Below are 25402 nucleotides of genomic sequence, written 5' to 3' on the forward strand. Positions count from 1 at the left end.
GCGGACTCCTTCTTCCTACGTCCGCCTACCGGGTGAGCTGACGGGTTCGGGCCGGAAGCATGCCCTACGACGCCTCACGGCCGTTCCATCGGCCGACCTGGCGCCGATTCACCCCGGAGGAACGTGGTTCCCCGGCTCCGCTCCACAGCGCCCCCGACCACTGGGCTCCCCTGTCGGGCAGTCGCTTCGACCTGCCCCGCTGCTTCACGAACTCGACGGAAACCACCGCCGCCACCCGGGCTGGGTGATCGACAGTGCGGTGGTTCGGGTCATGACCCTAGTAACTGAACCGTGATCCGTTCAAATCCTTGTCAGAAAAAAGACGTAAGAATACCCAAGTTCTCTTGTGAAAATGACCGAAGGTGATCACGTCCACACGCATAGCTGATCGGATTTCACGAACCGCTCAGGCAGCGGTCGGCCGGCGGCCACAACCGAACGCCACCCCCCGGGAGGCGGGAGGTGGCGGGGATCACAGGGGATCAGGGGATCACAGGGGATCGCGGGGAACCGCAGGGGCCCCGGGCGGCCTTCCGGCCTGCCGGTCCGTCAGACCCGGCGGATGGTGTTGATCGGCATCGCGTCGGCCTTCATCACCTTCACCACGTCACCGGTGTGCGGCGCGTGCACCACCATGCCGTTGCCGATGTACATCCCGACGTGGTGCCGGTCGGGACCGTAGATCACCAGGTCGCCCGGCTGGGCCTGGTCCAGCGAGGGCACCCGGGTGCCGACGTTGCCCTGCTCCTGCGAGGTGCGCGGCAGCGAGACGCCGGCCTGGCCGTACGCCCAGACCATCAGGCCCGAGCAGTCGAAGGTGCTCGGCCCGGTGGAGCCCCACTGGTACGGCGAGCCCTGCTTGCTCATCGCCTTGGCCACCGCGACGCCCGCGTAGCCGCTCGCCTGCGGCAGCTGGCCGATGTCCGGGCGGTCCGCGCCGCGCGAGGCCCGGTCGTCCTGCTGCTGGGCGCGCAGCGCGGCGCGGTCGGCGGCGCTGAGCGAGTTCATCAGGTCCTGCGCGGCCTTGAGCTTCTGGTTGACGTCCGCCTTGGCCTGGTTCAGGTCCTTGGTGGTGGAGTCGAGCGAGGCCAGCACCGCGGCCGCCTCGGACTTCTGCTGGTCCAGCCGGCGCTGCTGGTCCAGCAGCCCCTTGAGCGCCTCGGCCTGACTGTTGCTGGCCTGCTGGACGCTGGACGCCTTCTGCAGGTAGCCGCTCGGGTCGGAGGAGAGCATCAGCTGGACGGACGGGTCGATGCCGCCGGTGCGGTACTGCTCACCGGCCACCTCGGACAGACCCGACTTCAGCTGGGTCATCTGGTCCTGGCTGCGCGCCACCTGGTCCTGCAGCTGGTCCGACTGCTTGCGCAGCTGGTCGGCCCGCTCCTTGGCGCCGTTGTACTTCTCCGCAGCCTGCTCCTGCTCCTGCTGGAGCTGGTCGATCTGCGCCTTGACGTCGGCCTTGCTGGGCTGGGGCGCGGCGTGCGCGGCCACCTGGGCCGAGAGGGCGACCGCGGTCGCGGCGGCAGCGGTGAGCACGGACACCCGTGCGCGGCTCGGCTGCTTCGGACGGCGGTGGGAGGCCAAGGGACCGGCTCCTTCTTCCATCGGTCTCACCTGTACGAGTGAGAATCCGGAAAATAGGTTTGACGCCAGACCCTAGTGAAGATCCAGGCGTTTCGCCAACCCCCCGATGGCGTGAAACCCGCTCCCGACGCTGACTTCACCGGATCCGCACACGGCCGCCATCCGGGCGCTGACCAGGCATCACGCCCATAGGCCCGGGTCAGGGCCGGGCCAGCCGGTTCAGCAGCAGCACCGAGGCGACCGGGCGCGCACCCGCCTTCCGCACGCCCTCCGCCACCTCGCGGTCGGTGGACACCACCACCACCGGACGGCCCTGCGGCTCGGCCCGCACCAGACGACGGATCAGTTCGTCCGCCGTCTCCCCGGTCCGGCTGAACCGCACCCGCACCCCGCGCGGCGGCGCCATGATCACCGGGACGTCCAGGTCCTGCCCGTCGAACACACAGGTGACCTCCGCCTGGGTGCGCTGGGCCAGCATCGCCAGCCCGCCCAGCAGCCGGATCCGCTGCTGCTCCAACGGCAGCGTCGGATAGCCGGTCTTGGTCACGTTGTAGCCGTCCACCACCAGGTGCACCTGCGGGATCGCCAGCAGCTGGTCCAGCAGCGCCGGATCGTCCTCCGCCAGGCCCCGCCTGGCCACGTCGTGCGGCGAGGCCGCCCCCGGCACGACCGCCTCCACCAGGTCCGCCGGGCGGATCTGCGAGACCGGCAGCGCCAGCTCCCGCTGCAGCCCCTGCGCCGACTGCAGCACCGTGTCCAGCAGCAGCCGCAGCCGCATGTCCTCCACGCTGCGCCCCTCGCGGGCCGAACGGCGCCCCTGCTCGGCGGCCGTCTCCAGCTCGGAGACCCGGTGCCGCAGCCGCCGCGCCTCGCTCTCCGCCGTGCCGCGCTCGGCCGCCGCCTGCGCCCTCGCGGCCTCCAGCTCCCCCGCCAGCCGGCGCGTCTCGGCCTGCGCACGGCGGGTGTCGCTCTCCAGCGACCGCACCTTCTTGCGCAGCGACTCCGCCTCCCGGCGGACCTCCTCGGACTCCGCCCGCTGGCGGTCCAGGTCCGCGCGCGCCGCCGCCCGCAGCTCGGCCAGCTCCGCCTGCAGCTTCTCCACCAGCCGCGCCGACTCCGCGGCCGCGCCTTCGGCCCCGGCCCGCTCGGCCTCCTCGCCGGCCTCCGTCACCAGCCGGCTCCACCCGGCCGAGCGCACCAGGTACGCGGCGGCCGCGACGTCCATCGGATCGGCGGCGCCCGGGACGGTGCCCGACTCCAGCGCCTTCACCAGGTCCGGCTGGCCGAGCCGCAGCCGCTCCGCTATCCGCACCCGGAAGGCCGGCTCCGACTCCAGCGCCGCCGCCAGGGCCGTCGCCGCGTACTTGGCCCGCCGCGCGGGGGTGAACTTCGCGTACTGGCGCAGGCTCTGCGGCAGTTCGGCCGCCGGCAGGCCGCCGAGCGCGTCCGAGGCCAGCCCGACCACCCGCCGGCGCACCCCCTCGGGCAGCGGCCGGTCGAGCTTCTCGGCCGCCCGTTCCGACGCCGCGCCGGACACCCCGGTCGCCCCGGACTCGGACGCCGCCGACTCGTCGGGCTCCTTCGCTGCGTCCACCACGTCCTCGGCTCCGATCCTGGTCCAGCGGGGCACGGCCGCGGCCGCCCCCTGTCGTCACGCTCCGTGCGTCTTGTCTGTATTGTCCCGTGCGGTGGACGGGCGCGCCCGCACCGCCCACCGCACCCCCGGCATCAGCCCTGCTCGGCGGGGGTCTCCGCACCCTCGGCGCCCGGGCGGGCCACCAGCTCGACCTGGTCCACCGCGTTGCACCAGCGGCAGCGCACCGACTCGATCGTCTCGCTCAGCACCTGGGTCTCCTCGACCTTGGACTCGCCGGCCAGGTCGAAGTGGAGGAACTCGGTCACCCGCGCGGTGCGGGTCACGTCGAAGCGGGTCAGGTTGCCGCACAGGGTGCAGCGCCAGCGCGTCTGCGCGGTCAGGGCGGGGACGGTCATCGGGGGTCCTCTCGGGTGATCCCTGGGTGGGCCAGGCGCTCCCCCCGGAGCCCCGGCATCGGCGGCGGGAGGCGGGAATGCCCGCCCCAAGCCTATTGCCTGGGGCAACCACCCCGGCCACCAGTTCAGCCAAGCCGCCCCCTAGCCCACCTGCCGTACTGCGCCGTGTCACCTCGGCCGCCCGGAGGGATGCTTGGCCCCATGGCGCTCGCGGCCCCTGACCACACCGACGCACCGGCCGGGCCCGCCCCGGCGGTCAGCTACGCCCTGATCGCGGTCAACACCCTGGTGTTCCTGCTCGCCCCGGCCGCCGGCCTCAACCCGCTGTACGGCACCGGCCAGGCCCGGGTCTGCGCCGAGCAGCGGTACGAGCAGCGCTGGGGCGCGATCCCGGCCGAGATCCTGGCCGGCCGTCCGCTGACCTCCGAACAGCTGGCCGAGGCCCCCGACCCCGTCCCGGGCTGCCCGGTCGCCGCGACCCCGGGCAAGCACCCGGCGCTGTCCGTCCTCACCGGCCTCTTCCTGCACGCCGGCTGGCTGCACCTGCTCGGCAACCTGCTCTTCCTCCACGTCTTCGGCCCCACCGTCGAACAGCGCCTGGGCCGGGCCCGGTTCGCCCTCTTCTACCTGGCCGCCGGCAGCCTGGCCACGTACGGCTTCGCGCTCGCCGAGGCCCACTCGCCGGGCTCCACCCGCGTCCTGATCGGCGCCTCGGGCGCGATCTCCGCCGTGCTCGGCGCCTACCTGCGCTTCCATCCGCGCGCCCGGGTGACCACCCTCGTCCCGCTGCTGCTCTTCCTGCCGCTGCGCTTCCCGGCCTGGCTGGTGCTCGGCCTGTGGTTCGCGCTGCAGTGGTGGTCGGTGCACGCGGCCGGCCCGGGCGTGGCCTACCTGGTGCACGTCATCGGCTTCTCGGCCGGGTTCCTCTACGCCTGCACCGTGCTCGGTCACCCCCCGCGACGACCCGGCCGACGCCCGATACCCTGGCGGCAACCCACGAAGGAGCGCGAACAGTGATCACCGCCATCGTCCTGATCAAGACCAGTGTCGACCGCATTCCGGAGATCGCCGAGGCCATCGCCGCGATCGAGGGCGTCAGCGAGGTGTACTCGGTGACCGGCGGCTACGACCTGGTGGCGATGGTCCGGGTGCGCCGTCACGACGACCTGGCCGACGTCATCCCGGGCCGGCTGAACAAGGTCCCGGGCGTGGCCCAGACCGAGACCCAGATCGCCTTCCGCACCTACTCCCAGCACGACCTGGAAGCCGCCTTCGCCCTCGGCCTCGACGAGTAGGACGCCCCGGGGCCCGCTCAGCCCTCCCGCCGGCTGTCGGCGACACAACGCCCGCCCTCGTTACGGTAGTTCCACGCCGCGCCGTCCGTGACCAGCTCACGGACGGCGGTCAGGAAGCGCTCGACGTGCTCGTCCGGCGTCCCGGCGCCGAAGCTCACCCGGATCGCGTTCAGGCTGCGCTCACCGGGCAGCGACGCGTCGGGAGCACCGCACGCCGAGTCGGCGGCCGGGGTGTCGTCCCCGAGCAGGGTGCGCACCAGCGGGTGCGCGCAGAACAGGCCGTCGCGCACCCCGATGCCGTACTCGGCGGACAGCGCGGCCGAGAAGTGCGAGCTGTTCCAGTCCTGGACGACGAAGGACAGCACCCCCACCCGCGCGGAGCCGGGGCCGAACAGGTTCAGCACCTTGACCTGCGGAATCTCCGCCAGCCCCGCCGTCAGCCGGTCGATCAGCCGCTGCTCCCGGGCCTCCAGCGCCTCGAAGCCCGCCTCGGTCAGCGCCCGGCAGGCCGAGGCGATCGCGTAGGCGCCGATGACGTTCGGCGAACCGGCCTCGTGCCGGGCCGGGCCGGTGTGCCACTGCACGGCCACCGAGCCGTCCGTCTCCCGGGCCACCGTCCGGGTCGCCCCGCCGCCGGCCAGGTACGGCTCGGCCGCGTCCAGCCAGTCCGAGCGACCGGCCAACACCCCCGCGCCGAACGGCGCGTAGAGCTTGTGGCCGGAGAAGGCGATCCAGTCGACGCCCGACTCCCGCACCGAGACCCGGTGGTGCGGGGCGAGCTGCGCGGCGTCCAGCACCACCCGGGCGCCGTGCCGGTGCGCGGTCTCGGTCAGCGCGGCGACCGGCCACAGCTCCCCGGTGACGTTCGAGGCGCCGGTGACGCACAGCAGCTTGGGGCCCTCGGGCGCCTCGGCGAGCGCGGCGTCCAGCGCGGCCACCGCCTCGGCCCGCGAGCGCGGCGCCGCCAGGTACCGCACCTCCAGCCCGGCGTGCGCCCAGGGCAGCAGCGAGGCGTGGTGCTCGGTCTCGAAGGCGAACACCCGGGTGCCGGCCGGCACGGCCCCGGCCAGCAGGTTGAGCGAGTCGGTGGTGGCGCGGGTGAACACCACCTGGTCGCCCTCGCGCAGGTCGAGGAACTCGGCGACGGTCCGGCGGCTCTGCTCGAACAGGTCGGTGGACAGCTGGGAGAGGTACCCGGCGCCCCGGTGCACGCTGCCGTAGTACGGCGCGTAGGCGGCGACGTCGTCCCAGACCCGCTGCAGCGCCGGCGAGCTGGCCGCGTAGTCGAGCGCCGCGTAGCCGACCTTCTCCCCGCTGGCGAGCGGGACCTGGACGTCACGGCCGAGGACGGCGAGCGGGGCGCACGGGAGGGGCCGCGCGACGGGGGTCCCCCCGGACGGAGTCTGGGGGAGCGTCGATGCAAGGGTGGTGGCGGGCGACGGGTGGGAGAGGGACATGAGGATGCACTCCTTCTACGGGTCAGGGACCCCGGGAGTGCTCGTCGTCCGGCGTCCGCGCTTGCCGCACGGACGATTCGCCGAGCGACCCGGTCCTCACCCAGGGCACCCCGCCACGGACGGAGGGTTGCCGGACAGCAAGCTGGGGCTTGTCGCTGTCACTCATGACCTGGCCAAGACTCTAGGTCGCACACATCGGACGGTCAAACACAGGTCCACCATCCGGACACGACAGGGGCCCGCGGCGACGAATCGCCACGGGCCCGTCAACTACCGCCTCAGCCCCGGCTGGTGGCCCCCGACCAGCGGCGCAGCAGCTCCTCCGCCGCACCCGAGTCGATGGCCTCGGCCGCCCGCACCATCCCCGCCGCGAGCTGCTCGGTGAGCGGCGCGTCGCCGGGTTCGAGCGCGACCAGCGCCGCCGCCGTGTTCAGCAGGACGGCGTCCCGCACCGGCCCGCGCTCCCCGGCCAGCAGCCGGCGCGCGACCTCGGCGTTGTAGGACGGGTCCCCGCCGCGCAGCGCCTCGATGCCGACCAGCTCGATGCCGACGTCCCGCGGGTCGAAGGAGGTCTCGGTGACGGCGCCGTCGCGCACGATCCACACCTGCGAGGTGGTGGTGATGGTGAGCTCGTCCAGCCCGTCGTCGCCGCGGAACACCAGGGCGCTGGCCCCGCGCCGGGCGAGCACCCCGGCGATCAGCCCGGCGAGCCGGGTGTCGAAGCAGCCGATCGCGTGCGCGCTGACCTTGGCCGGGTTGGTGAGCGGGCCGAGGATGTTGAACGCGGTCGGCACCCCGAGGTCGCGCCGCGCGGTGGCGGCGTGCCGCATCGAGGGGTGGAACTTCGCGGCGAAGCAGAAGGTGAGCCCGACCTCCTCGGCGACCTCGGCGACCCGCCGCGCGGGCAGGTCGAGCGCGACGCCGAGTTTCTCCAGCACGTCCGAGGAGCCGCTGGCGGAGGAGGCCGACCGGTTGCCGTGCTTGACCACCTTGGCGCCGGCCGCGGCCGCGACGATCGCCGACATGGTGGAGATGTTGACGGTCTTCGCCCGGTCGCCGCCGGTGCCGACGATGTCGACCGCCGGGCCGGCGATCTCCAGCGGCTCGGCGTGCGCGTACATCGAGTCCACCAGACCGGTGATCTCGTCGACCGTCTCGCCCTTGGCCCGCAGCGCGATCATGAAGCCGGCGACCTGGACGGGGGACGCCTCGCCGCTCATGATCCGGTCCATCGCCCACGCGGTGGCCGAGCGGTCGAGGTCCTCCCCCTTCAACAGCGCCGCCAGGATGTCCGGCCAGGTACGGACCACCTGCGCGGGGTCGCTACCGCCGTTCGCAGGGTTCGCGTTCACCATGGCTGACTCCACTGTTGTCGGTTCCCCCACCCACGGGGGACGTCCGTACGGATGGAAGTCAGCCTATCGAGCGGAAGGGCCGCCGCGGCGGCCCCTTCTCTCGTACTGAGACAGCACCGGCAACTTCGTACGGGAACGGCTCCGGGCCGTCCGCCGGCGCTCAGCGCGCGGCCGGCGCCCGCTTCGCCAGTCGGCCCCGCAGCAGGACGGCGGCCGCCTCGGCCAGCGCCACCGGGTCCACCGGGCGGGAGATCGCGGCGTCGGCCCGGCTCCAGGCGGCGAGCCAGGAGTCCTGCGGCCGGCCGATCAGCACGAGCACCGGCGGGCAGCCGTAGATCTCGTCCTTGAGCTGGCGCCCGAGCCCGAGCCCGCCGGCCGGCACCGCCTCGCCGTCCAGGACGCAGAGGTCGACGCCGCCCTTCTCCAGCGCCTTCAGCACCGCGGGGGTGGTCGCGCATTCCAGGTAGTCCAGCTCGGGAAGATCCTCGGCGGGCCGGCGGCCGAGCGCCGTCAGCACCTGCTCGCGGGTGTTGCGGTCGTCGCTGTAGACCAGGACGGTGAGCGTCTCGTCGGTCGTGTACGCCATGGACCCTGCTCCCTCAAGTGTGATCCGGACCACGTTCGCCTGATCCGGATGCTACTCCGCTTTCCCCCGTCGCCGACTCCCCCGCGCACACCTTCCTCCCCAAGCCGTCGCGCCCGCCGCTCGGCCGCCTGGAGGACACCCCGTCACCCCGTCACCCGCGGTCCACTCGTACGGCCGACCCCGGGCCCGTTCCCCTTACCTCCGCGCGCCCGCGCGACCCGGCAGCGACACGCTGGCCAGCGGGCCGCAGGGCCCCGTCGAGGAACCGTCAGAAAAGGGACACGCCGCTGCTCAGCCCCCGTCCGGCCCCCCGGCCGCCCCCCAAGCGGGCATACCGCACGCACCGGACACTCCGAGGGACACCCCCCGGCGTGAAGACGGAATAAGGGACCGACATAATGTCCGTCGTGGCGACAGCAACAGCAGTAGAAACCGGGCACGCGCATGGATCGGTCAACCGACCGAACATGGTCAGCGTCGGAACGATCGTCTGGCTCAGTTCCGAGCTGATGTTCTTCGCGGCCCTCTTCGCGATGTACTTCACGCTCCGCTCCGTCAAGGGAGCCGAGTTCTGGACCGAGAAGGCGCACGCCCTCAACGTCCCCTTCTCCGCGGGCAACACCACGATCCTGGTGCTCTCCTCGCTGACCTGCCAGCTCGGCGTGTTCGCCGCCGAGCGCGGGGACGTGAAGAAGCTCCGCGCGTGGTTCGTCATCACGTTCATGATGGGCGCGATCTTCATCGGCGGTCAGATCTTCGAGTACACGGAGCTGGTCAAGAAGGACGGCCTCTCGCTGTCCTCCGACCCGTACGGCACCGTGTTCTACATGACCACCGGCTTCCACGGTCTGCACGTGACGGGTGGTCTGATCGCCTTCCTGCTGGTCCTGGGACGGACTTACGCAGCCAAGCGCTTCACGCACGAGCAGGCCACCGCCGCGATCGTCGTGTCGTACTACTGGCACTTCGTCGACGTCGTGTGGATCGGCCTGTTCGCGACCATCTACCTGATCAAGTAACCAGCTGATCAGGTCGCTGGCCACCGGCTGCGGCCCCCGCCCTCACCGGCGTCGGGCCGCTTCTGCCGGTGCCGAAGCTCCCACCGACCGACCGCGCGCGCAGCCCTAGAGAGGCAGCCTCGTGCCGGCCAGACCGGCCGCCGGGTGCACCCACCAGTCGACCAGATCCTGACACCGGGGTTATTCCGTGAAAAAGCTCTCCGCACGACGGCGCCACCCATTGGCGGCGCTGGTCGTCCTACTTCTCGCCCTGGCGGCCACCGGGGGGCTGTACGCCGCGTTCGCGCCCGCCAGCAAGGCGCAGGCCGACGTCACCGCGCAGTCGCTCGAGATCGAAGAGGGCAAGAAGCTCTTCGCCGTCGGCTGCTCCTCCTGCCACGGCCTGAACGGCCAGGGCAGCAGCGACGGTCCGAGCCTGGTCGGCGTCGGCACCGCGTCCGTCGACTTCCAGGTCGGCACCGGCCGCATGCCGGCCCAGCAGCCCGGCGCGCAGGTCCCGCGCAAGAAGAACATCTACTCCCAGGCCGAGATCGACCAGCTCGCCGCCTTCGTGGGCTCGCTGGGCCCCGGCCCGGTCGCGCCGAAGGCTGAGCAGTACACCTCGACCAACCCGGAGGACATCTCCAAGGGTGGCGAGCTGTTCCGCACCAACTGCGCCCAGTGCCACAACTTCGCCGGCCAGGGCGGTGCCCTGACCAAGGGCAAGTACGCCCCCTCGCTGGAGGGCGTGGACGCCAAGCACATCTACGAGGCCATGCAGACCGGCCCGCAGAACATGCCGTCGTTCCCGGACACCACCATGCCCGAGGAGCAGAAGAAGCAGATCGTGGCCTTCGTCCGCCACACCACCTCCGATGAGCCCAACCCCGGTGGTCTCACGCTCGGCAGCCTCGGTCCGGTGACCGAGGGTCTGTTCGGCTGGATCTTCGGTCTCGGCACGCTCATCGCGGTCGCGATCTGGGTCGCCGCCCACACCACCAAGGCCAAGAAGTCATGAGCCACGACATGTCAGAGAACCTCCCGGAGTCGCACGGCTCCGCCGGCGAGGTCGCCGAGCACGGCAACCCCTTCGCCGACCCGGGCCTGCCGGCCCACGAGCCGCGTCGCACCGACATCGACGAGCGGGCCGCCAAGCGGGCCGAGCGCCAGGTCTCGCTGATGTTCGTGGTCTCGATGCTCGCCACCATCGGCTTCATCGCCTCGTTCGTGGCCATCGACCCCGACAAGATCGTCTACATCTTCCCGCTGGGCAAGGTCAGCGCGCTGAACTTCGCGCTGGGCATGACCCTGGGCGTCGCGCTGTTCATGATCGGCGCCGGCGCGGTCCACTGGGCCCGCACCCTGATGTCGGACGTCGAGGTCCCGGCCGAGCGTCACCCGATCGAGGCCGACGACGAGCTGCGCGCCGACATCATGGAGCAGTTCCGGCAGGGCGCCGCGGAGTCCGGCTTCGGCCGCCGCAAGATGATCCGCAACACCCTCCTCGGCTCGCTGGCGCTGGTCCCGCTCTCCGGCGTGGTCCTGCTCCGCGACCTGGGCCCGCTGCCCGAGAAGAAGCTCATGGGCACCGGCTGGGGCAAGGCCACCCAGGCCATGCCGCTGGAGCTCGTCAACATGAGCACCATGCAGCCGATGAAGGCCGAGGACATCGTCGTCGGTTCGCTGACCTTCGCCATGCCGAAGGGTCTGACCACCCACGACGAGGACTTCCAGCAGCGCATCGCCAAGGACGCCCTGATGCTGGTGCGCATCGCACCGGAGGACATCAAGGACGACAAGTCCCGGGAGCTGGGCTTCGAGGGCATCCTCGCCTACTCCAAGATCTGCACCCACGTCGGCTGCCCGATCAGCCTGTACGAGCAGCAGACCCACCACGCGCTCTGCCCCTGCCACCAGTCGACCTTCGACCTGGCGGACGGCGCGCGCGTCATCTTCGGCCCGGCCGGCCACCCGCTGCCGCAGCTGAAGATCATCACTGACGAGAAGGGCAACCTGGTCGCCACCGGCGACTTCGCTGAGCCCGTCGGCCCGAGCTACTGGGAGCGTGCTCGATGAGTAGCGCGAGCAGCACCACCTCCGGTGCCGCCAAGCCCGCCAGCACGCGCGCCAAGCCCGCGAGCAAGTGGGAAGCCGCCGCTGACTGGACGGACGGCCGGCTGGGGATCTACTCCCTCGCCAAGGCCAACCTGCGGAAGATCTTCCCGGACCACTGGTCCTTCATGCTGGGCGAGATCTGCCTCTACACGTTCATCATCATCATCATGACCGGCGTCTACCTGACGCTGTTCTTCAAGCCCTCGATGGGCGAGGTCATCTACGACGGCTCGTACGTCCCGCTCAAGGGCATCGGGATGTCCGAGGCGTACGCCTCGACCGTCGACATCAGCTTCGAGGTGCGCGGCGGTCTGCTGATCCGCCAGATCCACCACTGGGCCGCGCTGGTCTTCGTGGCGGGCATGCTCGTGCACATGATGCGCGTGTTCTTCACCGGCGCGTTCCGCAAGCCGCGTGAGATCAACTGGGTCTTCGGCTTCCTGCTGCTGGTCCTGGGCATGTTCGACGGCTTCTTCGGCTACTCGCTGCCGGACGACCTGCTGTCGGGTACCGGTATCCGCTTCATGGAAGGCGCGATCCTCGCCGTCCCGCTGGTGGGCACCTACGTCCAGATGTTCCTGTTCGGGGGCGAGTTCCCCGGCCACGACATCATCCCGCGGTTCTTCACGATCCACGTGCTGCTGATCCCGGGCATCATGCTCGGCCTGCTGGTGGCGCACCTGATCCTGGTCTTCTACCACAAGCACACCCAGTGGGCGGGCCCGGGCAAGACCGAGAAGAACGTCGTCGGCATGCCGCTGATGCCGGTCTACATGGCCAAGGCCGGTGGCTTCTTCTTCCTGGTGTTCGGCCTCATCGCCGCCATCTCGGCGATCGCCTCGATCAACCCGATCTGGGCGTACGGCCCGTACCGCCCCGACCAGGTGTCGACCGACGCCCAGCCGGACTGGTACATGGGCTTCTCCGAGGGCCTGATCCGCGTCATGCCGGGCTGGGAGATCAGCGTCTGGGGCGGCCACACCCTGAACCTGGGTGTCTTCATCCCGCTGATGGTGGTCTTCCCGCTGGTCCTGGTCTCGATCGCGGTCTACCCGTTCATCGAGAGCTGGATCACCGGCGACAAGCGCGAGCACCACATCCTGGACCGCCCGCGCAACGCCCCGGTCCGCACCGCGCTGGGTGCCGCCTGGATCAGCCTGTACCTGGTGCTGCTGATCGGTGGTGGCAACGACCTGTTCGCCACCCACCTGCACCTGTCGCTGAACGCCATCACCTACTTCGTCCGCGTCGGCTTCTTCGTCGTCCCGGTCGTCACCTTCATCGTCACCAAGCGCTGGTGCCTCGGCCTGCAGCGCCGTGACAAGGAGAAGGTGCTGCACGGCCGCGAGACGGGCGTCATCAAGCGCCTGCCGCACGGCGAGTTCGTCGAGGTGCACGCCCAGCTGCCCCAGAAGGACCTGCACACGCTCACCGCGCACGAGCAGATCCAGCCGGTCCAGCTGCCGGCCCAGACGGACGAGAACGGCGTGGCCCGCAAGGCCGGCGTCCTCACCCGCACCCGGGCCAAGCTCTCCCGCGGCTTCTACGGCGAGGGAAGCCAGATCCCCAAGCCGACCGCCGAGGAGCACCACGAGATCACCAGCGGCCACGGCCACCACTGATCCCGTACGCGCCACCCCGAGGGCCGCTGACCAGAGTTCACCTGGTCGGCGGCCCTCGGGCTTTTCCGTACCCGCCCGCCCGTACCCGCCCGCCCCGAACCCGCCGGTCCCGTACCCGCCCGTCGCCTGGAGCCCCCGTGCAGCTGTCCGTCGATCCCGCCGCCGCCACTCCCCCGTACGAGCAGATCCGCGCCCAGATCGCCGAGCGGGCCCGCACCGGCGAGCTGCCGACCGGGCTGCGGCTGCCGACCGTCCGGGCCCTGGCCGAGGAGCTGGGGCTGGCCGCCGGGACGGTCGCCCGGGCCTACAAGGAGCTGGAGGCGGACGGCGTGGTGGAGACCCACGGCCGGCGCGGCACCCTGATCGCCGCCACCGGGGACACCGCCCACCGCCTGGCCGCCGAGGCCGCCGCCGCGTACGCGGAGCGGGCCGCCCGGCTCGGGCTCTCCCGCGCCGACGCCCTCGCGGCGGTGGACACCGCGCTGCGGGCCCTGCCCGAGGCGTAGGGCGCCTCCCGGGCCTGCCTCAGACCTCCGGGCGGATCATCCCCGCGGCCGGGGCCTGGGCGGCCGGGGCGGTGGTGCTGACGGCCTGTCCGAGGGCGCTGTGCTTGGTCCAGTTCGCCCAGGAGACGTTCCAGTCGCCGAAGCCGTTGCCGAAGGGCTCCATCTCGGCGCCCCGGCTGTTCACCACCGTCACCAGGTCCCCCACCCGGGTGTTCTGGTAGAACCACTTGGCGTTCTCGGTGCTCATGCCGGTGCAGCCGTGGCTGACGTTCTCCACGCCCTGCGAGCCGACCGACCAGGGCGCCGCGTGCACGTACTCGCCGCTCCAGGTCACCCGGGTGGCCCATTCCACCTCCAGGTCGTAGGAGTCCGCACCGCCGGCGGCTATGCCGATCGTCTCGCCGTTCATCCGGACCGACCGCTCCTGGCCGAGCACCACCTTGACGCCGTTGCGGGTGTCGAAGCCGGGCTTGCCGGTGGTGACCGGGATGGTCCGGAGCACCTCGCCGTCCCGCTTGATGGTGAGCTCGTGGGCGGCGGCGTCGACCACCGACTCGACCCGCTCGCCGATCCGCAGCCGCAGCGAGCTGCGGTCGCCGCCGTACAGGCCGTCCGAGATCCGGCTGCCGGTGCCGTCGAAGGCCAGCGAGACGGTCGTGCCGGCCGGCCAGTACTCCTCCGGGCGGAAGTGCAGGTCCTTGTCGTCCACCCAGTACCAGCCGCCCGTGACGGCGGGCTGGGAGGTGATGGTCAGGGCCCGCTCGACCTCCTGCCGGGCCTGCGGGTCCTTCACCGCCTCGGAGAGCTGCACGGTGAGCGGCTGGCCGACGCCGTAGACGCCGCTGCCGGAGGAGTCCGGGCCGAGCTTGGCGGTGAGCAGGCGCTGGGCGGCGAGGGTGCTGAAGCCGGCGGTGGTGTCACCGCGGCCGTTGCGACCGTCGTCGGCGGAGATCCGGACGGTGTACGCGGTGCCGGCCTTCAGGTGCCCGGTGGTCTGCCAGCTGCGCTGGTCCTCGGCGAGCTTGCCGGCCACCACCCGGCCGTCCGGGCCGACCACGGTGACGTCGGTGAGCCGGCTGCCCGCCACGGCGGTCACGGTGACCGGCTGGGAGGGGTCGGCCTTGCCCTCGGCCGAGAGGTGCACCAGCGGGGCCGCGTCGATCCGGTGCGGTCCGGCGGTCTCCTCCTCGCCGGACGAGCACGCGGCCAGTGAGGCCAGGACGGCGAGGGTCAGCGAGATGCTGCCGATGCCTGCTATTGCGCGCCTGTCGGACATGCCCGCCTCCGGGGTTCGCACGATTGATCAGATCGTAGGAACGTCATGGGGCTGAGCGACATCCGAGCGTGCCGTCGTTCGGCCGGGCGGGTGAGACCCGCTCCGAGGCCCCCGCGCCGGGGCCCCGCTCCCCGGACCCCGGCGGGCCGGGGAAAACGCAGCGGGGCCGGCCCTCCCCTGCGGGAGGACCGGCCCCGGTGTCGGAGTCGGAACCTTACTGGTTCTGGTTCTCGCCCCGGTAGAACTCGAAGACCCATCCGAAGATGCCGATCGCGATGATCGGAGCGGCCCAGAACATCAGCCACCAGCCGAAGATCACGCCCAGGAAGGCGAGCGCGCCACCGAGCGCCAGCGAGAGCGGCTGCCAGCTGTGCGGGGCGAAGAAGCCCAGCTCACCGGAGTCGTCCGCGACCTCGGCCTCGGGGTTGTCACCCGCGCCGCTGTCCACCCGGCGGGCGGTGAAGGCGAGGTAGTACCCGATGAAGGCACACAGCGAGAAGGCGAGGAAGAGCGCGGTGGTGCCGGCCGCCTCGATGCCGAGGTCGGAGCTGTTCGTCCACAGGCCGTAGGTGATGGCCATCGCGAGGACGAAGACCGCCAGACCGAGGAAGATCTTTCCCTGTTCCTTCATCAGGCGTCACCCTCCTGCTTGCCCTTGCCCAGCTTCGGGGCGTCGTACTTCGCCGGGGTCACACCGGCGAGGTGCTTCGCCTGCTCGCCGTGGTTCTCCAGGTAGTCCAGCGCGGCGATCTCCGGGTGGTGGAGGTCGAAGGCCGGGGATTCCGAGCGGATGCGCGGCAGCGTGAGGAAGTTGTGCCGCGGCGGCGGGCAGGAGGTCGCCCACTCGAGCGAGCGGCCGAAGCCCCACGGGTCGTCCTGCTCGACCTTCTCGCCGTACTTGGCGGTCTTCCAGACGTTGTAGAGGAACGGCAGGATCGACAGGCCGAGCACGAAGGAGCCGATGGTGGAGACGGTGTTCAGCGTGGTGAAGCCGTCCGACTCCAGGTAGTCGGCGTAGCGGCGGGGCATGCCCTCGGCGCCGAGCCAGTGCTGCACCAGGAAGGTCGCGTGGAAGCCGAAGAACAGCGTCCAGAAGGTGATCTTGCCGAGGCGCTCGTCCAGCATCTTGCCGGTCATCTTCGGCCACCAGAAGTGGAAGCCGGCGAACATCGCGAACACGACGGTGCCGAAGACCACGTAGTGGAAGTGGGCGACGACGAAGTACGAGTCCGAGACGTGGAAGTCGATCGGCGGGGAGGCCAGCAGGACACCGGTCAGACCACCGAAGAGGAAGGTGACCAGGAAGCCGACCGTCCAGAGCATCGGGGTCTCGAAGCTCAGCGAGCCCTTCCACATGGTGCCGACCCAGTTGAAGAACTTCACACCGGTCGGGACCGCGATCAGGAAGGTCATGAAGGAGAAGAACGGCAGCAGCACCTGGCCGGTGACGTACATGTGGTGCGCCCACACCGTCACGGACAGACCGGCGATCGCGATGGTGGCCGCGATCAGGCCGGAGTAGCCGAACATCGGCTTGCGGCTGAAGACCGGGATGATCTCCGACACGATGCCGAAGAACGGCAGCGCGATGATGTAGACCTCGGGGTGGCCGAAGAACCAGAACAGGTGCTGCCACAGCATCGCCCCGCCGTTGGCCGGGTCGAAGACGTGGGCGCCGAACTTGCGGTCCGCCTCCAGGGCGAACAGCGCGGCGGCCAGCACCGGGAAGGCCAGCAGGACCAGCACGGCGGTCAGCAGGGTGTTCCAGACGAAGATCGACATCCGGAACATCGTCATGCCGGGTGCGCGCATGCAGATGATCGTGGTGATGAAGTTGACCGCACCGAGGATCGTGCCGAAGCCGGAGAAGGCCAGACCCATGATCCACATGTCGCCGCCGATGCCGGGCGAGTGAACCGCGTCCGACAGCGGGGAGTAGGCGAACCAACCGAAGTTGGCGGCACCGTTCGGGGTCACGAAGCCGGCGACGGCGATGATCGAGCCGAACAGGTACAGCCAGTACGCGAACATGTTCAGACGCGGGAAGGCCACGTCCGGGGCGCCGATCTGCAGCGGCATGATCCAGTTCGCGAAGCCCGCGAACAGCGGCGTCGCGAACATCAGCAGCATGATCGTGCCGTGCATCGTGAACGCCTGGTTGAACTGCTCGTTCGACAGGATCTGCGTCCCGGGACGGGCCAGCTCGGCACGCATGACCAGGGCGAGGATGCCACCGATCAGGAAGAAGGCGAACGACGTGCCCAGGTACAGGGTGCCGATCGTCTTGTGGTCGGTGGTGGTCAGCCACTTGATGATGGTCGCACCCGGCTTGCGGGTCCGCTGCGCTCCGACCGTGACGGCCCCGGCGCCCCCGCCGGCCGCGGCGGGCTCGTTGAGGATGGTCACTTCTCTTCACTTCCCATGCTGATCAGGCCGGAAGGCACCGCACCGCTCTGGCCCTTGTCACGAAGCTCGGCCAGGTGCTTGTCGTAGTCGGCGCGGTCGACGACCTTGACGTTGAACAGCATGCGCGAGTGGTCGGTGCCGCAGAGCTCGGCACACTTGCCCATGTAGTCGCCCTTGACGGTCGGGGTGACCTCGAACTTGTTCACCACACCCGGCACGACGTCCATCTTCATCATGAAGTTGACGGGCCAGAAGTCGTGGATGACGTCACGCGAGGTGAGACGGAACTGCACCGTCTCGTTGACCGGCAGCCAGAGCGTCGGCGCGTCCTTGGGGGTGCCGACCTCGTACGCGGCGTTCTTGTTGGCCGGGTCGGGGGTCTCGGTGTTCTCGTAGTTGAACGCCCAGCTCCACTGGAAGCCGACCACGTTGACCACGTGCTGCGGCTTCTCGGAGACCTTGGTCAGCTTCGACTCGTCGCGGGCGACGAAGTAGAAGAGCACCGACACGATGATGATGGGGACCGCGGTGTAGAGCGCCTCGATGGGCACGTTGTACCGGGTCTGCGGGGGAACCTCCACACCGGTGCGGCTGCGCCGGTGGAAGATCACGCTCCAGATGATCAGACCCCACATCAGTACGCCGACCACCAGCGCCGCGATCCAGGACCCCTGCCACATCTGGAGGACCATCGGCCCTTCCTTGGTGACGGGGCTCGGGAGGCCAAGCCTGGGGAGGTCGTTGGCCGAGCAGCCGGTGGCGGTAGCGATGACGAGGCCCAGTGCCAGCGCCTGAGGCAGCTTCCGCCGCATCGTGCGCCGCGGCGAGCGGTCGGAGCCGTTGGGACTCACGTAGCGCCTTCCCGAAGTCTCGCCCGCCTTCGCGTCGCCCCGAGGAGGATGGTGAGCCTCCGGCGACCCGTCCACGGGCACGGTTTGAATGCTTATGCGGGCCAAACCCTACTCCAGCCTTATGCGCTCCTGACGGGCAGCCCCCGGTAACGCGCCGCCCGGTCGCCCGATCAGGCCCGGCAAGCACTGCGCCGCAGGTCATCGTAGGCATTCGAGGTCCGTACGCCCGATCGGGGGATGACCTCGAACAACACGGGTGACGGCTCGTCGGACGCGGACGAACCGGACATTCGGGATGATCGACTGACGGCCGGTGAGACGGAGCCACGGGAATTCCCCGCCGTTCTCCGACCCCGGGTGTGTCGTTAAATGTGACCGTGTACTTCGACGTGGCTTCGACGGCCCCCCTGCACCCCGTCGCCCGGCAGGCGCTGACCGCCGCCCTGGACGAGGGCTGGGCCGACCCGGCCCGGCTGTACCGCTCCGGCCGGCAGGCCCGGATGCTGCTCGACGCCGCCCGCGAGACGGTCGCCGCCGTGCTCGGCACCCGCGCGGACGAGGTCTCCTTCACCGCGAGCGGGACCCAGGCCGTCCAACTCGGCCTGCTGGGCGCGCTCTCCGGCAACCGGCGCCGCGGCGGCCACCTGCTGCACTCCGCCGTCGAGCACTCCAGCGTGCTGCACGTCGCCGAGCGCCACGCGGCCGCCGGCGGCGAGGTGACGGTCGCCCCGGTGGACCGCGCCGGCCGGGTGGACCCGGCGGCCTTCGCCGCGCTGCTGCGCCCGGACACCGCGCTGGCCGCGCTGCAGAGCGCCAACCACGAGGTGGGGACCGTCCAGCCGGTCGGCGAGGTCGCCGCCCGGTGCGCCGAGGCGGGCGTGCCGCTGCTGGTGGACGCGGCGCAGAGCGCCGGGCGGATGGACGTCCCGGCCGGGTGGTCGCTGCTGACCGCGAGCGCGCACAAGTGGGGCGGGCCGCCCGGCGTCGGGATCCTGGCGGTGCGCAAGGGCGTCCGGTACGCCTCGCCGCTGCCGGCCGACGAGCGCGAGGGCGGGCGGGTGCCCGGCTTCGTCAACGTCCCGGCGATCGTCGCCGCGGCCGCCGCCCTCCGGGCCGTCCGGGCCGAGGCCGAGCGGGAGAACGCCCGGCTGCACGAACTGGTGGAGCGGATCCGGGCCCGGGTGCCGCAGCTGGTGCCCGAGGTCGAGGTGGTCGGCGACCCCGTCCGGCGGCTGCCGCACCTGGTCACCTTCTCCTGCCTGTACGTGGACGGCGAGGTGCTGCTCACCGAGCTGGACCGGGCCGGCTTCGCGGTCTCCTCCGGCTCGTCCTGCACCTCGTCCACGCTGACGCCGAGCCACGTGCTGGCCGCCATGGGGGTGCTCACCGAGGGCAACGTACGGGTCTCGCTGCCGTACGGGACGGCCGAGGCGGACGTGGAGCGCTTCCTCGCCGTGCTGCCCGAACTGGTGGCGGGCGTCCGGGCCCCGCTCGGGCTGGACCTGCCGGCGCCGAAGGCCGAGCCGGTGGCGGAGACCTCCCCGCCCCGAGCCGAAGGGCGCGCCGGTGCCGAAAGCGAGGAGCGACAAGCGACCGACGAAGGAGGGAGCGCCGGAGCGACGAGTGTCGGCGCCGGGTCAGAGCGCCCGGAGGCGAGCGCGCGAGTCACAGTGATCGACGCGCTCGGCAAGCGCTGCCCGCTGCCGGTGATCGAGCTGGCGAAGCGGATCGGCGAGGTGCCGGTGGGCGGCACGGTCGCCGTGCTCGCGGACGACGAGGCGGCCCGGCTGGACGTCCCGGCCTGGTGCGAGATGCGCGAGCAGGAGTACGCGGGCGAGGCCCCGGCCGCCGACTACGGCGGCGACCGGGGCTCGGCCTACCTCGTGGTGCGTCGCTCCTGAGCGGAGCGGGCCGCTACTTGACCAGGTGGGCGCGGACGTCCGCGGTGGCCTCGGCGCCGTAGGCCGCCTCGAAGCGCGCCAGGAAGGCGGTCGGGCGCAGCTCGTACTCCTGGGTGCCGACGGTCTCGATCACCAGGGTGGCGAGCATGCAGCCGAGCTGGGCGGCGCGCTCCAGTTCGAGGTTCCAGGACAGGCCGGCCAGGAAGCCGGCCCGGAAGGCGTCGCCGACGCCGGTCGGGTCGACCTTGGCCTCCTCCTTGGCGCAGCCGACCAGGATCGGGGCCTCGCCCTTGCGCTCGATCCGCACGCCCTTGCTGCCGAGGGTGGTGATCCGGGTGCCGACCCGGCCGAGCAGCTCGTCGGCGTCCCAGCCGGTCTTGCTCTCGATCAGCGCGGCCTCGTACTCGTTGGTGAACAGGTACGCGGCGCCGTCGACGATGTCGCGGATGTCGTCGCCCTCCAGGCGGGCCAGCTGCTGGGAGGGGTCGGCGGCGAAGGCGTAGCCGCGGGTGCGGCACTCCTGGGTGTGGCGGACCATGCCCTGCGGGTCGTCGGCACCGATCAGGACGAGGTCGAGGCCGCCCACCCGGTCGGCGATCGGCTTCAGCTCGATGCTGCGGGCCTCGGCCATGGCACCGGTGTAGAACGAGGCGATCTGGTTGTGGTCCTCGTCGGTGGTGCACATGAAGCGGGCGGTGTGCCGGGTCTCGGAGATGTGGACGGAGTCGCAGTCCACGTTGTTGCGCTCCAGCCAGCTGCGGTACTCGGCGAAGTCCGCGCCGGCCGCACCGACCAGGATCGGGCGCAGGCCCAGCACACCCATGCCGAAGGCGATGTTCGGCGCGACGCCGCCCCGGCGGATGTCCAGGGTGTCGACCAGGAAGGACAGCGAGACGGTGTGCAGCTGCTCGGCGACGAGCTGGTCGGCGAACCGGCCGGGGAACGTCATCAGGTGATCGGTGGCGATCGAGCCGGCGACGGCGATACGCACGGAAGGTCTCCTCAGGGTGGCGGCATGGCCAGCGGGCAGGCATGGACGAACCCACACACGGTACCGGGCCGGGTGCGGGCATCGGCAAGAGCGCCTCTGTCGCCGCCCGGCCTCCGGTGGCCCGCAGTGCCATCGTGGCACCCCTCGGCATCGAACGTGTACTACCTCCGGGTAGCACTGGTGGCGGTCCGCACCCCGGCCTAGGGTCGGCCCAGGGGAGCCCCGCCGCACCGGCGGGCCCCGCCGCCGGCCGGGGCAGTGTCGCCGCGGCCCTGGAATCGGAGCGATGCCCGATGATGACCGATCATTCCCCGCTGCCCTCGCTGCGCGCCGACATGGACTACACGATGGACGCGCTGGTGGACAACTCGCGCCGGCTGCGCCGGTTCTGGCCGCTGCTGGCGGACGGTCCGCAGCCCGCCGCCGCCCCGGCACCGGCCGGGCTGGTCCGGGTGCCGTCCGACGCGCAGCGGCTGGTGGCGGGGATGGCCGAGTACGGCTTCTGAGCCGGCCGGGAACGGGTGGGAACCGGATTCGCCCGGGGCACGTCAGATCCGCGCGGAGCGGCCGAGGAGCGGCGCCGCTGAGCCCTCGGGAGGATGTGCAGATGGATCTGGAGACGATGCCCCGACGCCGTCGGCGGGCCGTGGCCCTGGCGGGTCTGGCGCTGGCGGCAGTGGTGACGGTGGCCGGCTGCAACGGGGACGGCAAGAGTTCGGACTCGGCGAGCAGCAGTGCCTCCGCGACGTCCGCGTCCGCGAGCGCCTCCCCGCAGGCGCCGACCGCCTCCGGCAGCCCGTCCGCGGGGGCGACCGGCCAGCCGGCCCAGCCGCCGACCGGGTTCACCCCCACGCCGGCCTCGCCCCCGCCGGGGCAGCCGGCGCCCGGGGCCACTCCCCCGGTCAACGGGATCGCCCCCGGTGAGCCCAACCCGAACGGCACCGGCGGCGCCCCGGCGCGCCCGGCGGTCGGCTACCGGATGGACGGCAGCAACAAGCTGACCGTCTACTTCTTCGGCGGGGTCTGCACCAAGTACGCGCTCAAGGTGGACGAGTCGCCGCAGGGCCGGGTGAACGTGCAGGTCGTGCCGGGCCCGCCGACCACCCAGCCGGGCCAGGTCTGCAACGCGCTGGCCAAGCGGCAGTCCGTCTCCGCGGATCTGCGCGCGCCGCTGGCCGGGCGGACGGTGACCGACCAGCCGAGCGGCCAGGACGTGCCGCTGGAGGGCGACCCGCACGCCGGGCCGGACCCGGTCGGCCCGGACGGCGCCGCGCAGTAGCGGCGGCCGGAGCGCCGGAACGCGGAAGGCGGCCCCGGGATGATCCCGGGGCCGCCTTCTCCGCTCGCTCCAGGCTTAGCTGAAGGAGTCGCCGCAGGCGCAGGAGCCCGTGGCGTTCGGGTTGTCGATGGTGAAGCCCTGCTTCTCGATGGTGTCGACGAAGTCGACGGTGGCGCCGCCCAGGTACGGGGCGCTCATCCGGTCGGTGACGACCTTGACACCGTTGAAGTCCTTGATCACGTCGCCGTCGAGCGAGCGCTCGTCGAAGAACAGCTGGTAACGCAGGCCGGAGCAGCCACCGGGCTGGACGGCGACGCGCAGCGCGAGGTCCTCGCGGCCCTCCTGCTCCAGCAGGCTCTTGACCTTGGCCGCGGCGGCATCGGTGAGGAGGATGCCACTCTCGACGGTGGTCTCGTCCTGGACGGTCATCTGCTTTCTCCCGGTCTTTGACGACGGTCTGCCGCCAGTGCCAACCAACGGCCGTCCGGTTTCATTTCCCGGGCGGCGGACGTTTTTCGGTGGCCTGTCGGCGGCGGTTTTCCGTGGGCCGGGCGAATCACCCGTGTCCCCTACGCCACCCATGCTCGCACAACCCGGCGGAACCGGGCACCGCCCCCGTTCCCGATCCGGCTGCCGACGCGGCTCCCGGCGCGGCTCCCGATCCCGGTGAACGGGCCCCGGGGCGGCCCGGCGGTTGCCAGGATGGTCACCATGATCCTTCGCCCGGTCAGGGACACCGCCGCGGACGCGGAGGCCGTCCAGGAGCTGTCCTGCGCCGCGTTCGCCGAGCCCGCCGCCGACGCCGCCCCGCCGCGGCCGACCCCGCTGCAGCTGGCCCGGACCAGACACCTGGCGCGCACCGATCCCGGGGGCTGCTGGCTGGCCGTGGTCGACGGGGAGCCGGTCGGGGTGGTGCTGTCGCTGCGCCGGGAGGGCCTGTGGATGCCCTCGCTGTTCGCCGTCCGGCCGTCCGCGCAGGGCCGGGGCGTCGGACGGCTGCTGCTGGAACGGGCGGCGGCGCACGCGGGGGGCTGCCTGCGGGGGATGGTCTGCGCCGCGTCCGCCCCGGCGGCGGCCCGCCGCTACCGGCTGGCGGGCTTCACCCTGCACCCGGCGATGCGGTTGACCGGGCGGGTGGACCGGGAGGGGCTGATCGACCCCGGGGACATCCCGGTGCACCGGGGCAACGCCACCCACCTGCACCTGCTGGACTCGGTGGACCGGCGGCTGCGCGGCTCCGCGCACGGTCCGGACCACGAGCTGATGCTCGGGCACTTCGAGGAGCTGCTGGTCGCGGACGCACTGGCCGGCAGCGGCTACTGCTACCGGGACGGCGGCGCCGTCCGGCTGCTGGCGGCCACCAGCAAGCGGATCGCCGCCCGGCTGCTGCGCGAGGCGCTGGCCCGGGTGCCGGACGGTGCGCAGGCGCGGGTGGAGTACCTGACCGCCGAGCAGGAGTGGGCGCTGGACGTCGGGCTGGAGGTCGGGCTGACCCCGGAGACCCGGGGGTTCGTCGGGGTGCGCGGCATGCGGCCGCCGACGCCGTACCTGCCGAACGGCGCGTTCCTCTAGGGCCTTCGGAACCGGGTACGGCCCCACCGGGCAGCGCCGGTGGGGCCGTACGGGGTCCGCGGATGCGGATCAGGCCATGGTGTCCAGGATCTCCCGGACCATCTCCATGGTGGTGCCCGGGTGCAGGAAGGCGAAGCGGGCGACCGTCTCGCCGTCCCAGCCGGTGGGGGTGACGAAGCCGATCTGGTCCGCGAGCAGCTGCTGCGACCAGCGGTAGTAGTCGTCGTTGGTCCAGCCCGTGCGCTTGAAGCAGACGGCCGACAGCTGCGGGTCGAACAGCAGCTCCAGGTGCTCGGTGTCGCGGATCAGCTGGGCGGTGTCCCGGGCCAGCCGCAGACCGGTCTCGATGGCGTCGGTGTAGGCCTGGACGCCGTGGACGGCGAGCGAGAACCAGAGCGGCAGGCCGCGGGCGCGCCGGGTCAGGTGGTAGGCGTAGTCGGTGGGGTTCCACTCGTCGCCCTCGGTGTGCAGGACGTCCAGGTAGGAGGCGTCCTGGGTGTGCACGGCGCGGGCGAGCTGCGGGTTGCGGTAGATCAGCGCGGCGCAGTCGAAGGGGGCGAACAGCCACTTGTGCGGGTCGACGACGAAGGAGTCGGCGTGCTCGATGCCGTTGTAGCGCTCGCGCACCGAGGGGGCGAACAGGCCGGCGCCGCCGTAGGCGCCGTCCACGTGGAACCACAGGTCGCGCTCGCGGGCGACCTCGGCGAGGCCGGCCAGGTCGTCGACGATGCCCTCGTTGGTGGTGCCGGCGGTGCCGACGACGGCGATCACGGTCTCGGGGTTCGGGTCGGCGGCCAGGGCGGCGCGCAGGGCCTCGCCGGTGAAGCGCCGGTTCACGGTCGGGACCTTGAAGGCCTCGACGCCGATGATGTTGAAGGTGTTCTTGACCGAGGAGTGCACCTGGTCGGCGACGGCTATCCGCAGCCGCGCCTCCGGCCCACTGGGTCGACCGTCCTCGGCGAGCTTGCGGCGGGCGGTGTCGCGGGCGACGACGAGGGCGGACAGGTTGCCCGCGGAGCCGCCGGAGACGAAGCAGCCGCCGGCCGTCTGCGGCAGGCCCGCGCGGTCGGCGATCAGGCGCAGCACCTGGTTCTCGGCGGCGATCGCGCCGGCCGCCTCCAGCCAGGAGATGCCCTGCAGCGAGGCGCAGGAGACGACCATGTCGAACAGCAGCGCGGCCTTGGTGGGGGCGCACGGGATGAAGGACAGGTAGCGCGGGCTGTCGGCGGAGATGACCGCGCGGGACAGCTCGTGGTCGTACAGCTTGAGCACGTCGGCCGGGTTGTTGCCGTCCTGGTTGAGCAGGCCGGCCAGCTGGGCACGCAGGTGCTCGCCGTCACCGGGGTGGTCGAGCGGGACGGGGTCGTACTGCAGCCGCTCCCGCATGTAGTCGAAAACCAGGTCGACCAGGTCGTTGTCGGGCCGGTGCATGCGGTCGGGTGCTGCGGACACGGCTGTCCCTCTCGGCTGTGGGGTGTCGGGGGGATCCGGTCTGCGGGACGACTCACCGCGTTGGCCGGACGTGATCAGCGTAGGCAGCGAGGGCGCTTCGCCGCGCGTCGGAACGCGGCTGGTCAGGCAGGTTTCGGGCGTCTTCGGGCGGGTCCGCGCAGGAT

Annotated in this window: 24 protein-coding genes and 2 riboswitches; of the genes, 11 read left to right on the plus strand and 13 right to left on the minus strand. The window is 71.7% G+C overall.

The genetic code is table 11. The features are described from left to right. Positions 1-6 precede the first annotated feature (6 nt). A riboswitch (cyclic di-AMP (ydaO/yuaA leader) is annotated at positions 7-160 on the minus strand. A 389-nt stretch (positions 161-549) separates the two neighbouring features. The 3 genes from VM95_RS01835 to VM95_RS01845 all read right to left on the minus strand — a co-directional run bounded on the left by VM95_RS01835 (position 550) and on the right by VM95_RS01845 (position 3576). After that, positions 550-1584, minus strand: a complete 1035-nt coding sequence (locus VM95_RS01835) for a C40 family peptidase (protein ID WP_045692169.1) — start codon at positions 1582-1584, stop codon at positions 550-552. 199 nt (positions 1585-1783) lie between these two features. Then, positions 1784-3178: an NYN domain-containing protein gene (locus tag VM95_RS01840; protein WP_078859526.1), complete on the minus strand. Its 1395-nt coding sequence runs from the start codon at positions 3176-3178 to the stop codon at positions 1784-1786. A 134-nt stretch (positions 3179-3312) separates the two neighbouring features. Then, on the minus strand, positions 3313-3576 hold the full coding sequence (locus tag VM95_RS01845; protein WP_045692170.1) for a hypothetical protein: 264 nt from the start codon (positions 3574-3576) through the stop codon (positions 3313-3315). Positions 3577-3777: 201 nt separating this feature from the next. Between VM95_RS01845 and VM95_RS01850 the strand changes: the two genes are divergently transcribed. After that, positions 3778-4593 carry a rhomboid family intramembrane serine protease gene (locus VM95_RS01850; RefSeq protein WP_052707091.1) on the plus strand — a complete coding sequence of 272 codons (816 nt, stop codon included), beginning with the start codon at positions 3778-3780 and terminating at the stop codon, positions 4591-4593. Next, positions 4590-4871, plus strand: a complete 282-nt coding sequence (locus VM95_RS01855) for an Lrp/AsnC ligand binding domain-containing protein (RefSeq protein ID WP_045692172.1) — start codon at positions 4590-4592, stop codon at positions 4869-4871. The genes VM95_RS01850 and VM95_RS01855 overlap by 4 nt, the downstream gene beginning before the upstream one ends. Before the next feature lie 17 nt (positions 4872-4888). Here VM95_RS01855 and VM95_RS01860 read toward each other — a convergent pair whose 3' ends face one another. From VM95_RS01860 to VM95_RS01870, 3 genes are all read right to left on the minus strand, one after another. After that, complete coding sequence (locus tag VM95_RS01860; protein WP_045692173.1) at positions 4889-6328, minus strand: aminotransferase class V-fold PLP-dependent enzyme; 1440 nt, start codon at positions 6326-6328, stop codon at positions 4889-4891. Positions 6329-6380: 52 nt separating this feature from the next. After that, a riboswitch (SAM riboswitch) is annotated at positions 6381-6498 on the minus strand. Between the two features lie 108 nt (positions 6499-6606). Next, positions 6607-7683 carry an anthranilate phosphoribosyltransferase gene (gene trpD / locus VM95_RS01865; protein WP_045692174.1) on the minus strand — a complete coding sequence of 359 codons (1077 nt, stop codon included), beginning with the start codon at positions 7681-7683 and terminating at the stop codon, positions 6607-6609. Between the two features lie 160 nt (positions 7684-7843). Beyond that, positions 7844-8269 (minus strand): response regulator, encoded by a 426-nt coding sequence (locus tag VM95_RS01870; RefSeq protein ID WP_045692175.1) that lies wholly within the window; start codon positions 8267-8269, stop codon positions 7844-7846. Between the two features lie 398 nt (positions 8270-8667). Here VM95_RS01870 and ctaE point away from each other — a divergent pair, with 398 nt between their 5' ends. The 5 genes from ctaE (at position 8668) to VM95_RS01895 (ending at position 13510) form a co-directional block, all read left to right on the plus strand. Beyond that, on the plus strand, positions 8668-9288 hold the full coding sequence (ctaE, locus tag VM95_RS01875) for an aa3-type cytochrome oxidase subunit III (protein WP_045692176.1): 621 nt from the start codon (positions 8668-8670) through the stop codon (positions 9286-9288). A 187-nt stretch (positions 9289-9475) separates the two neighbouring features. Then, positions 9476-10285, plus strand: coding sequence for a cytochrome bc1 complex diheme cytochrome c subunit (gene qcrC, locus VM95_RS01880; RefSeq protein WP_045692177.1), 810 nt, complete (start codon positions 9476-9478; stop codon positions 10283-10285). A gap of 8 nt (positions 10286-10293) precedes the next feature. Continuing rightward, positions 10294-11343, plus strand: a complete 1050-nt coding sequence (gene qcrA / locus VM95_RS01885; protein WP_244178576.1) for a cytochrome bc1 complex Rieske iron-sulfur subunit — start codon at positions 10294-10296, stop codon at positions 11341-11343. Further along, entirely contained in the window at positions 11340-13004 is a 1665-nt protein-coding gene (qcrB, locus tag VM95_RS01890) for a cytochrome bc1 complex cytochrome b subunit (RefSeq protein ID WP_045692179.1), read from the plus strand. Before qcrA ends, qcrB begins: the two co-directional genes overlap by 4 nt. A 137-nt stretch (positions 13005-13141) precedes the next feature. After that, positions 13142-13510, plus strand: a complete 369-nt coding sequence (locus VM95_RS01895) for a GntR family transcriptional regulator (RefSeq protein WP_045692180.1) — start codon at positions 13142-13144, stop codon at positions 13508-13510. Positions 13511-13529: 19 nt separating this feature from the next. Here VM95_RS01895 and VM95_RS01900 read toward each other — a convergent pair whose 3' ends face one another. The 4 genes from VM95_RS01900 to ctaC form a co-directional block, all read right to left on the minus strand. Continuing rightward, positions 13530-14786 carry a L,D-transpeptidase gene (locus VM95_RS01900; protein WP_052707092.1) on the minus strand — a complete coding sequence of 419 codons (1257 nt, stop codon included), beginning with the start codon at positions 14784-14786 and terminating at the stop codon, positions 13530-13532. A 214-nt stretch (positions 14787-15000) separates the two neighbouring features. Next, complete coding sequence (locus VM95_RS01905; RefSeq protein ID WP_045692181.1) at positions 15001-15417, minus strand: cytochrome c oxidase subunit 4; 417 nt, start codon at positions 15415-15417, stop codon at positions 15001-15003. Continuing rightward, on the minus strand, positions 15417-17192 hold the full coding sequence (gene ctaD / locus VM95_RS01910; RefSeq protein ID WP_045692182.1) for an aa3-type cytochrome oxidase subunit I: 1776 nt from the start codon (positions 17190-17192) through the stop codon (positions 15417-15419). Before ctaD ends, VM95_RS01905 begins: the two co-directional genes overlap by 1 nt. Next, positions 17189-18043, minus strand: coding sequence for an aa3-type cytochrome oxidase subunit II (gene ctaC / locus VM95_RS01915; protein ID WP_045692183.1), 855 nt, complete (start codon positions 18041-18043; stop codon positions 17189-17191). Before ctaC ends, ctaD begins: the two co-directional genes overlap by 4 nt. A 377-nt stretch (positions 18044-18420) precedes the next feature. On the opposite strand from ctaC, the gene VM95_RS01920 reads away from it, so the two are divergent. Then, positions 18421-19944: a cysteine desulfurase/sulfurtransferase TusA family protein gene (locus VM95_RS01920; RefSeq protein ID WP_045692256.1), complete on the plus strand. Its 1524-nt coding sequence runs from the start codon at positions 18421-18423 to the stop codon at positions 19942-19944. Positions 19945-19957: 13 nt separating this feature from the next. Here the strand turns inward: VM95_RS01920 and VM95_RS01925 are convergent, their stop codons facing one another. Next, complete coding sequence (locus tag VM95_RS01925) at positions 19958-20935, minus strand: carbohydrate kinase family protein (protein WP_045692184.1); 978 nt, start codon at positions 20933-20935, stop codon at positions 19958-19960. 293 nt (positions 20936-21228) lie between these two features. Between VM95_RS01925 and VM95_RS01930 the strand changes: the two genes are divergently transcribed. Further along, positions 21229-21441 carry a hypothetical protein gene (locus VM95_RS01930; protein WP_045692185.1) on the plus strand — a complete coding sequence of 71 codons (213 nt, stop codon included), beginning with the start codon at positions 21229-21231 and terminating at the stop codon, positions 21439-21441. Between the two features lie 101 nt (positions 21442-21542). Then, a complete protein-coding gene (locus VM95_RS01935) occupies positions 21543-22214 on the plus strand; it encodes a hypothetical protein (protein ID WP_157881968.1) in 672 nt (223 codons plus the stop codon). Between the two features lie 75 nt (positions 22215-22289). Here VM95_RS01935 and erpA read toward each other — a convergent pair whose 3' ends face one another. After that, positions 22290-22643, minus strand: coding sequence for an iron-sulfur cluster insertion protein ErpA (erpA, locus tag VM95_RS01940; RefSeq protein WP_045692187.1), 354 nt, complete (start codon positions 22641-22643; stop codon positions 22290-22292). Positions 22644-22925: 282 nt separating this feature from the next. Here erpA and VM95_RS01945 point away from each other — a divergent pair, with 282 nt between their 5' ends. Then, positions 22926-23786, plus strand: a complete 861-nt coding sequence (locus tag VM95_RS01945) for a GNAT family N-acetyltransferase (RefSeq protein WP_045692257.1) — start codon at positions 22926-22928, stop codon at positions 23784-23786. A gap of 69 nt (positions 23787-23855) precedes the next feature. On the opposite strand, the gene VM95_RS01950 is transcribed toward VM95_RS01945, so the two are convergent. Further along, positions 23856-25238 (minus strand): pyridoxal phosphate-dependent decarboxylase family protein, encoded by a 1383-nt coding sequence (locus VM95_RS01950; protein ID WP_107072826.1) that lies wholly within the window; start codon positions 25236-25238, stop codon positions 23856-23858. Positions 25239-25402: the final 164 nt, after the last annotated feature.

The sequence above is a fragment of the Streptomyces rubellomurinus genome (genome assembly GCF_000961885.1).
GTDB lineage: Bacteria > Actinomycetota > Actinomycetes > Streptomycetales > Streptomycetaceae > Kitasatospora > Kitasatospora rubellomurina.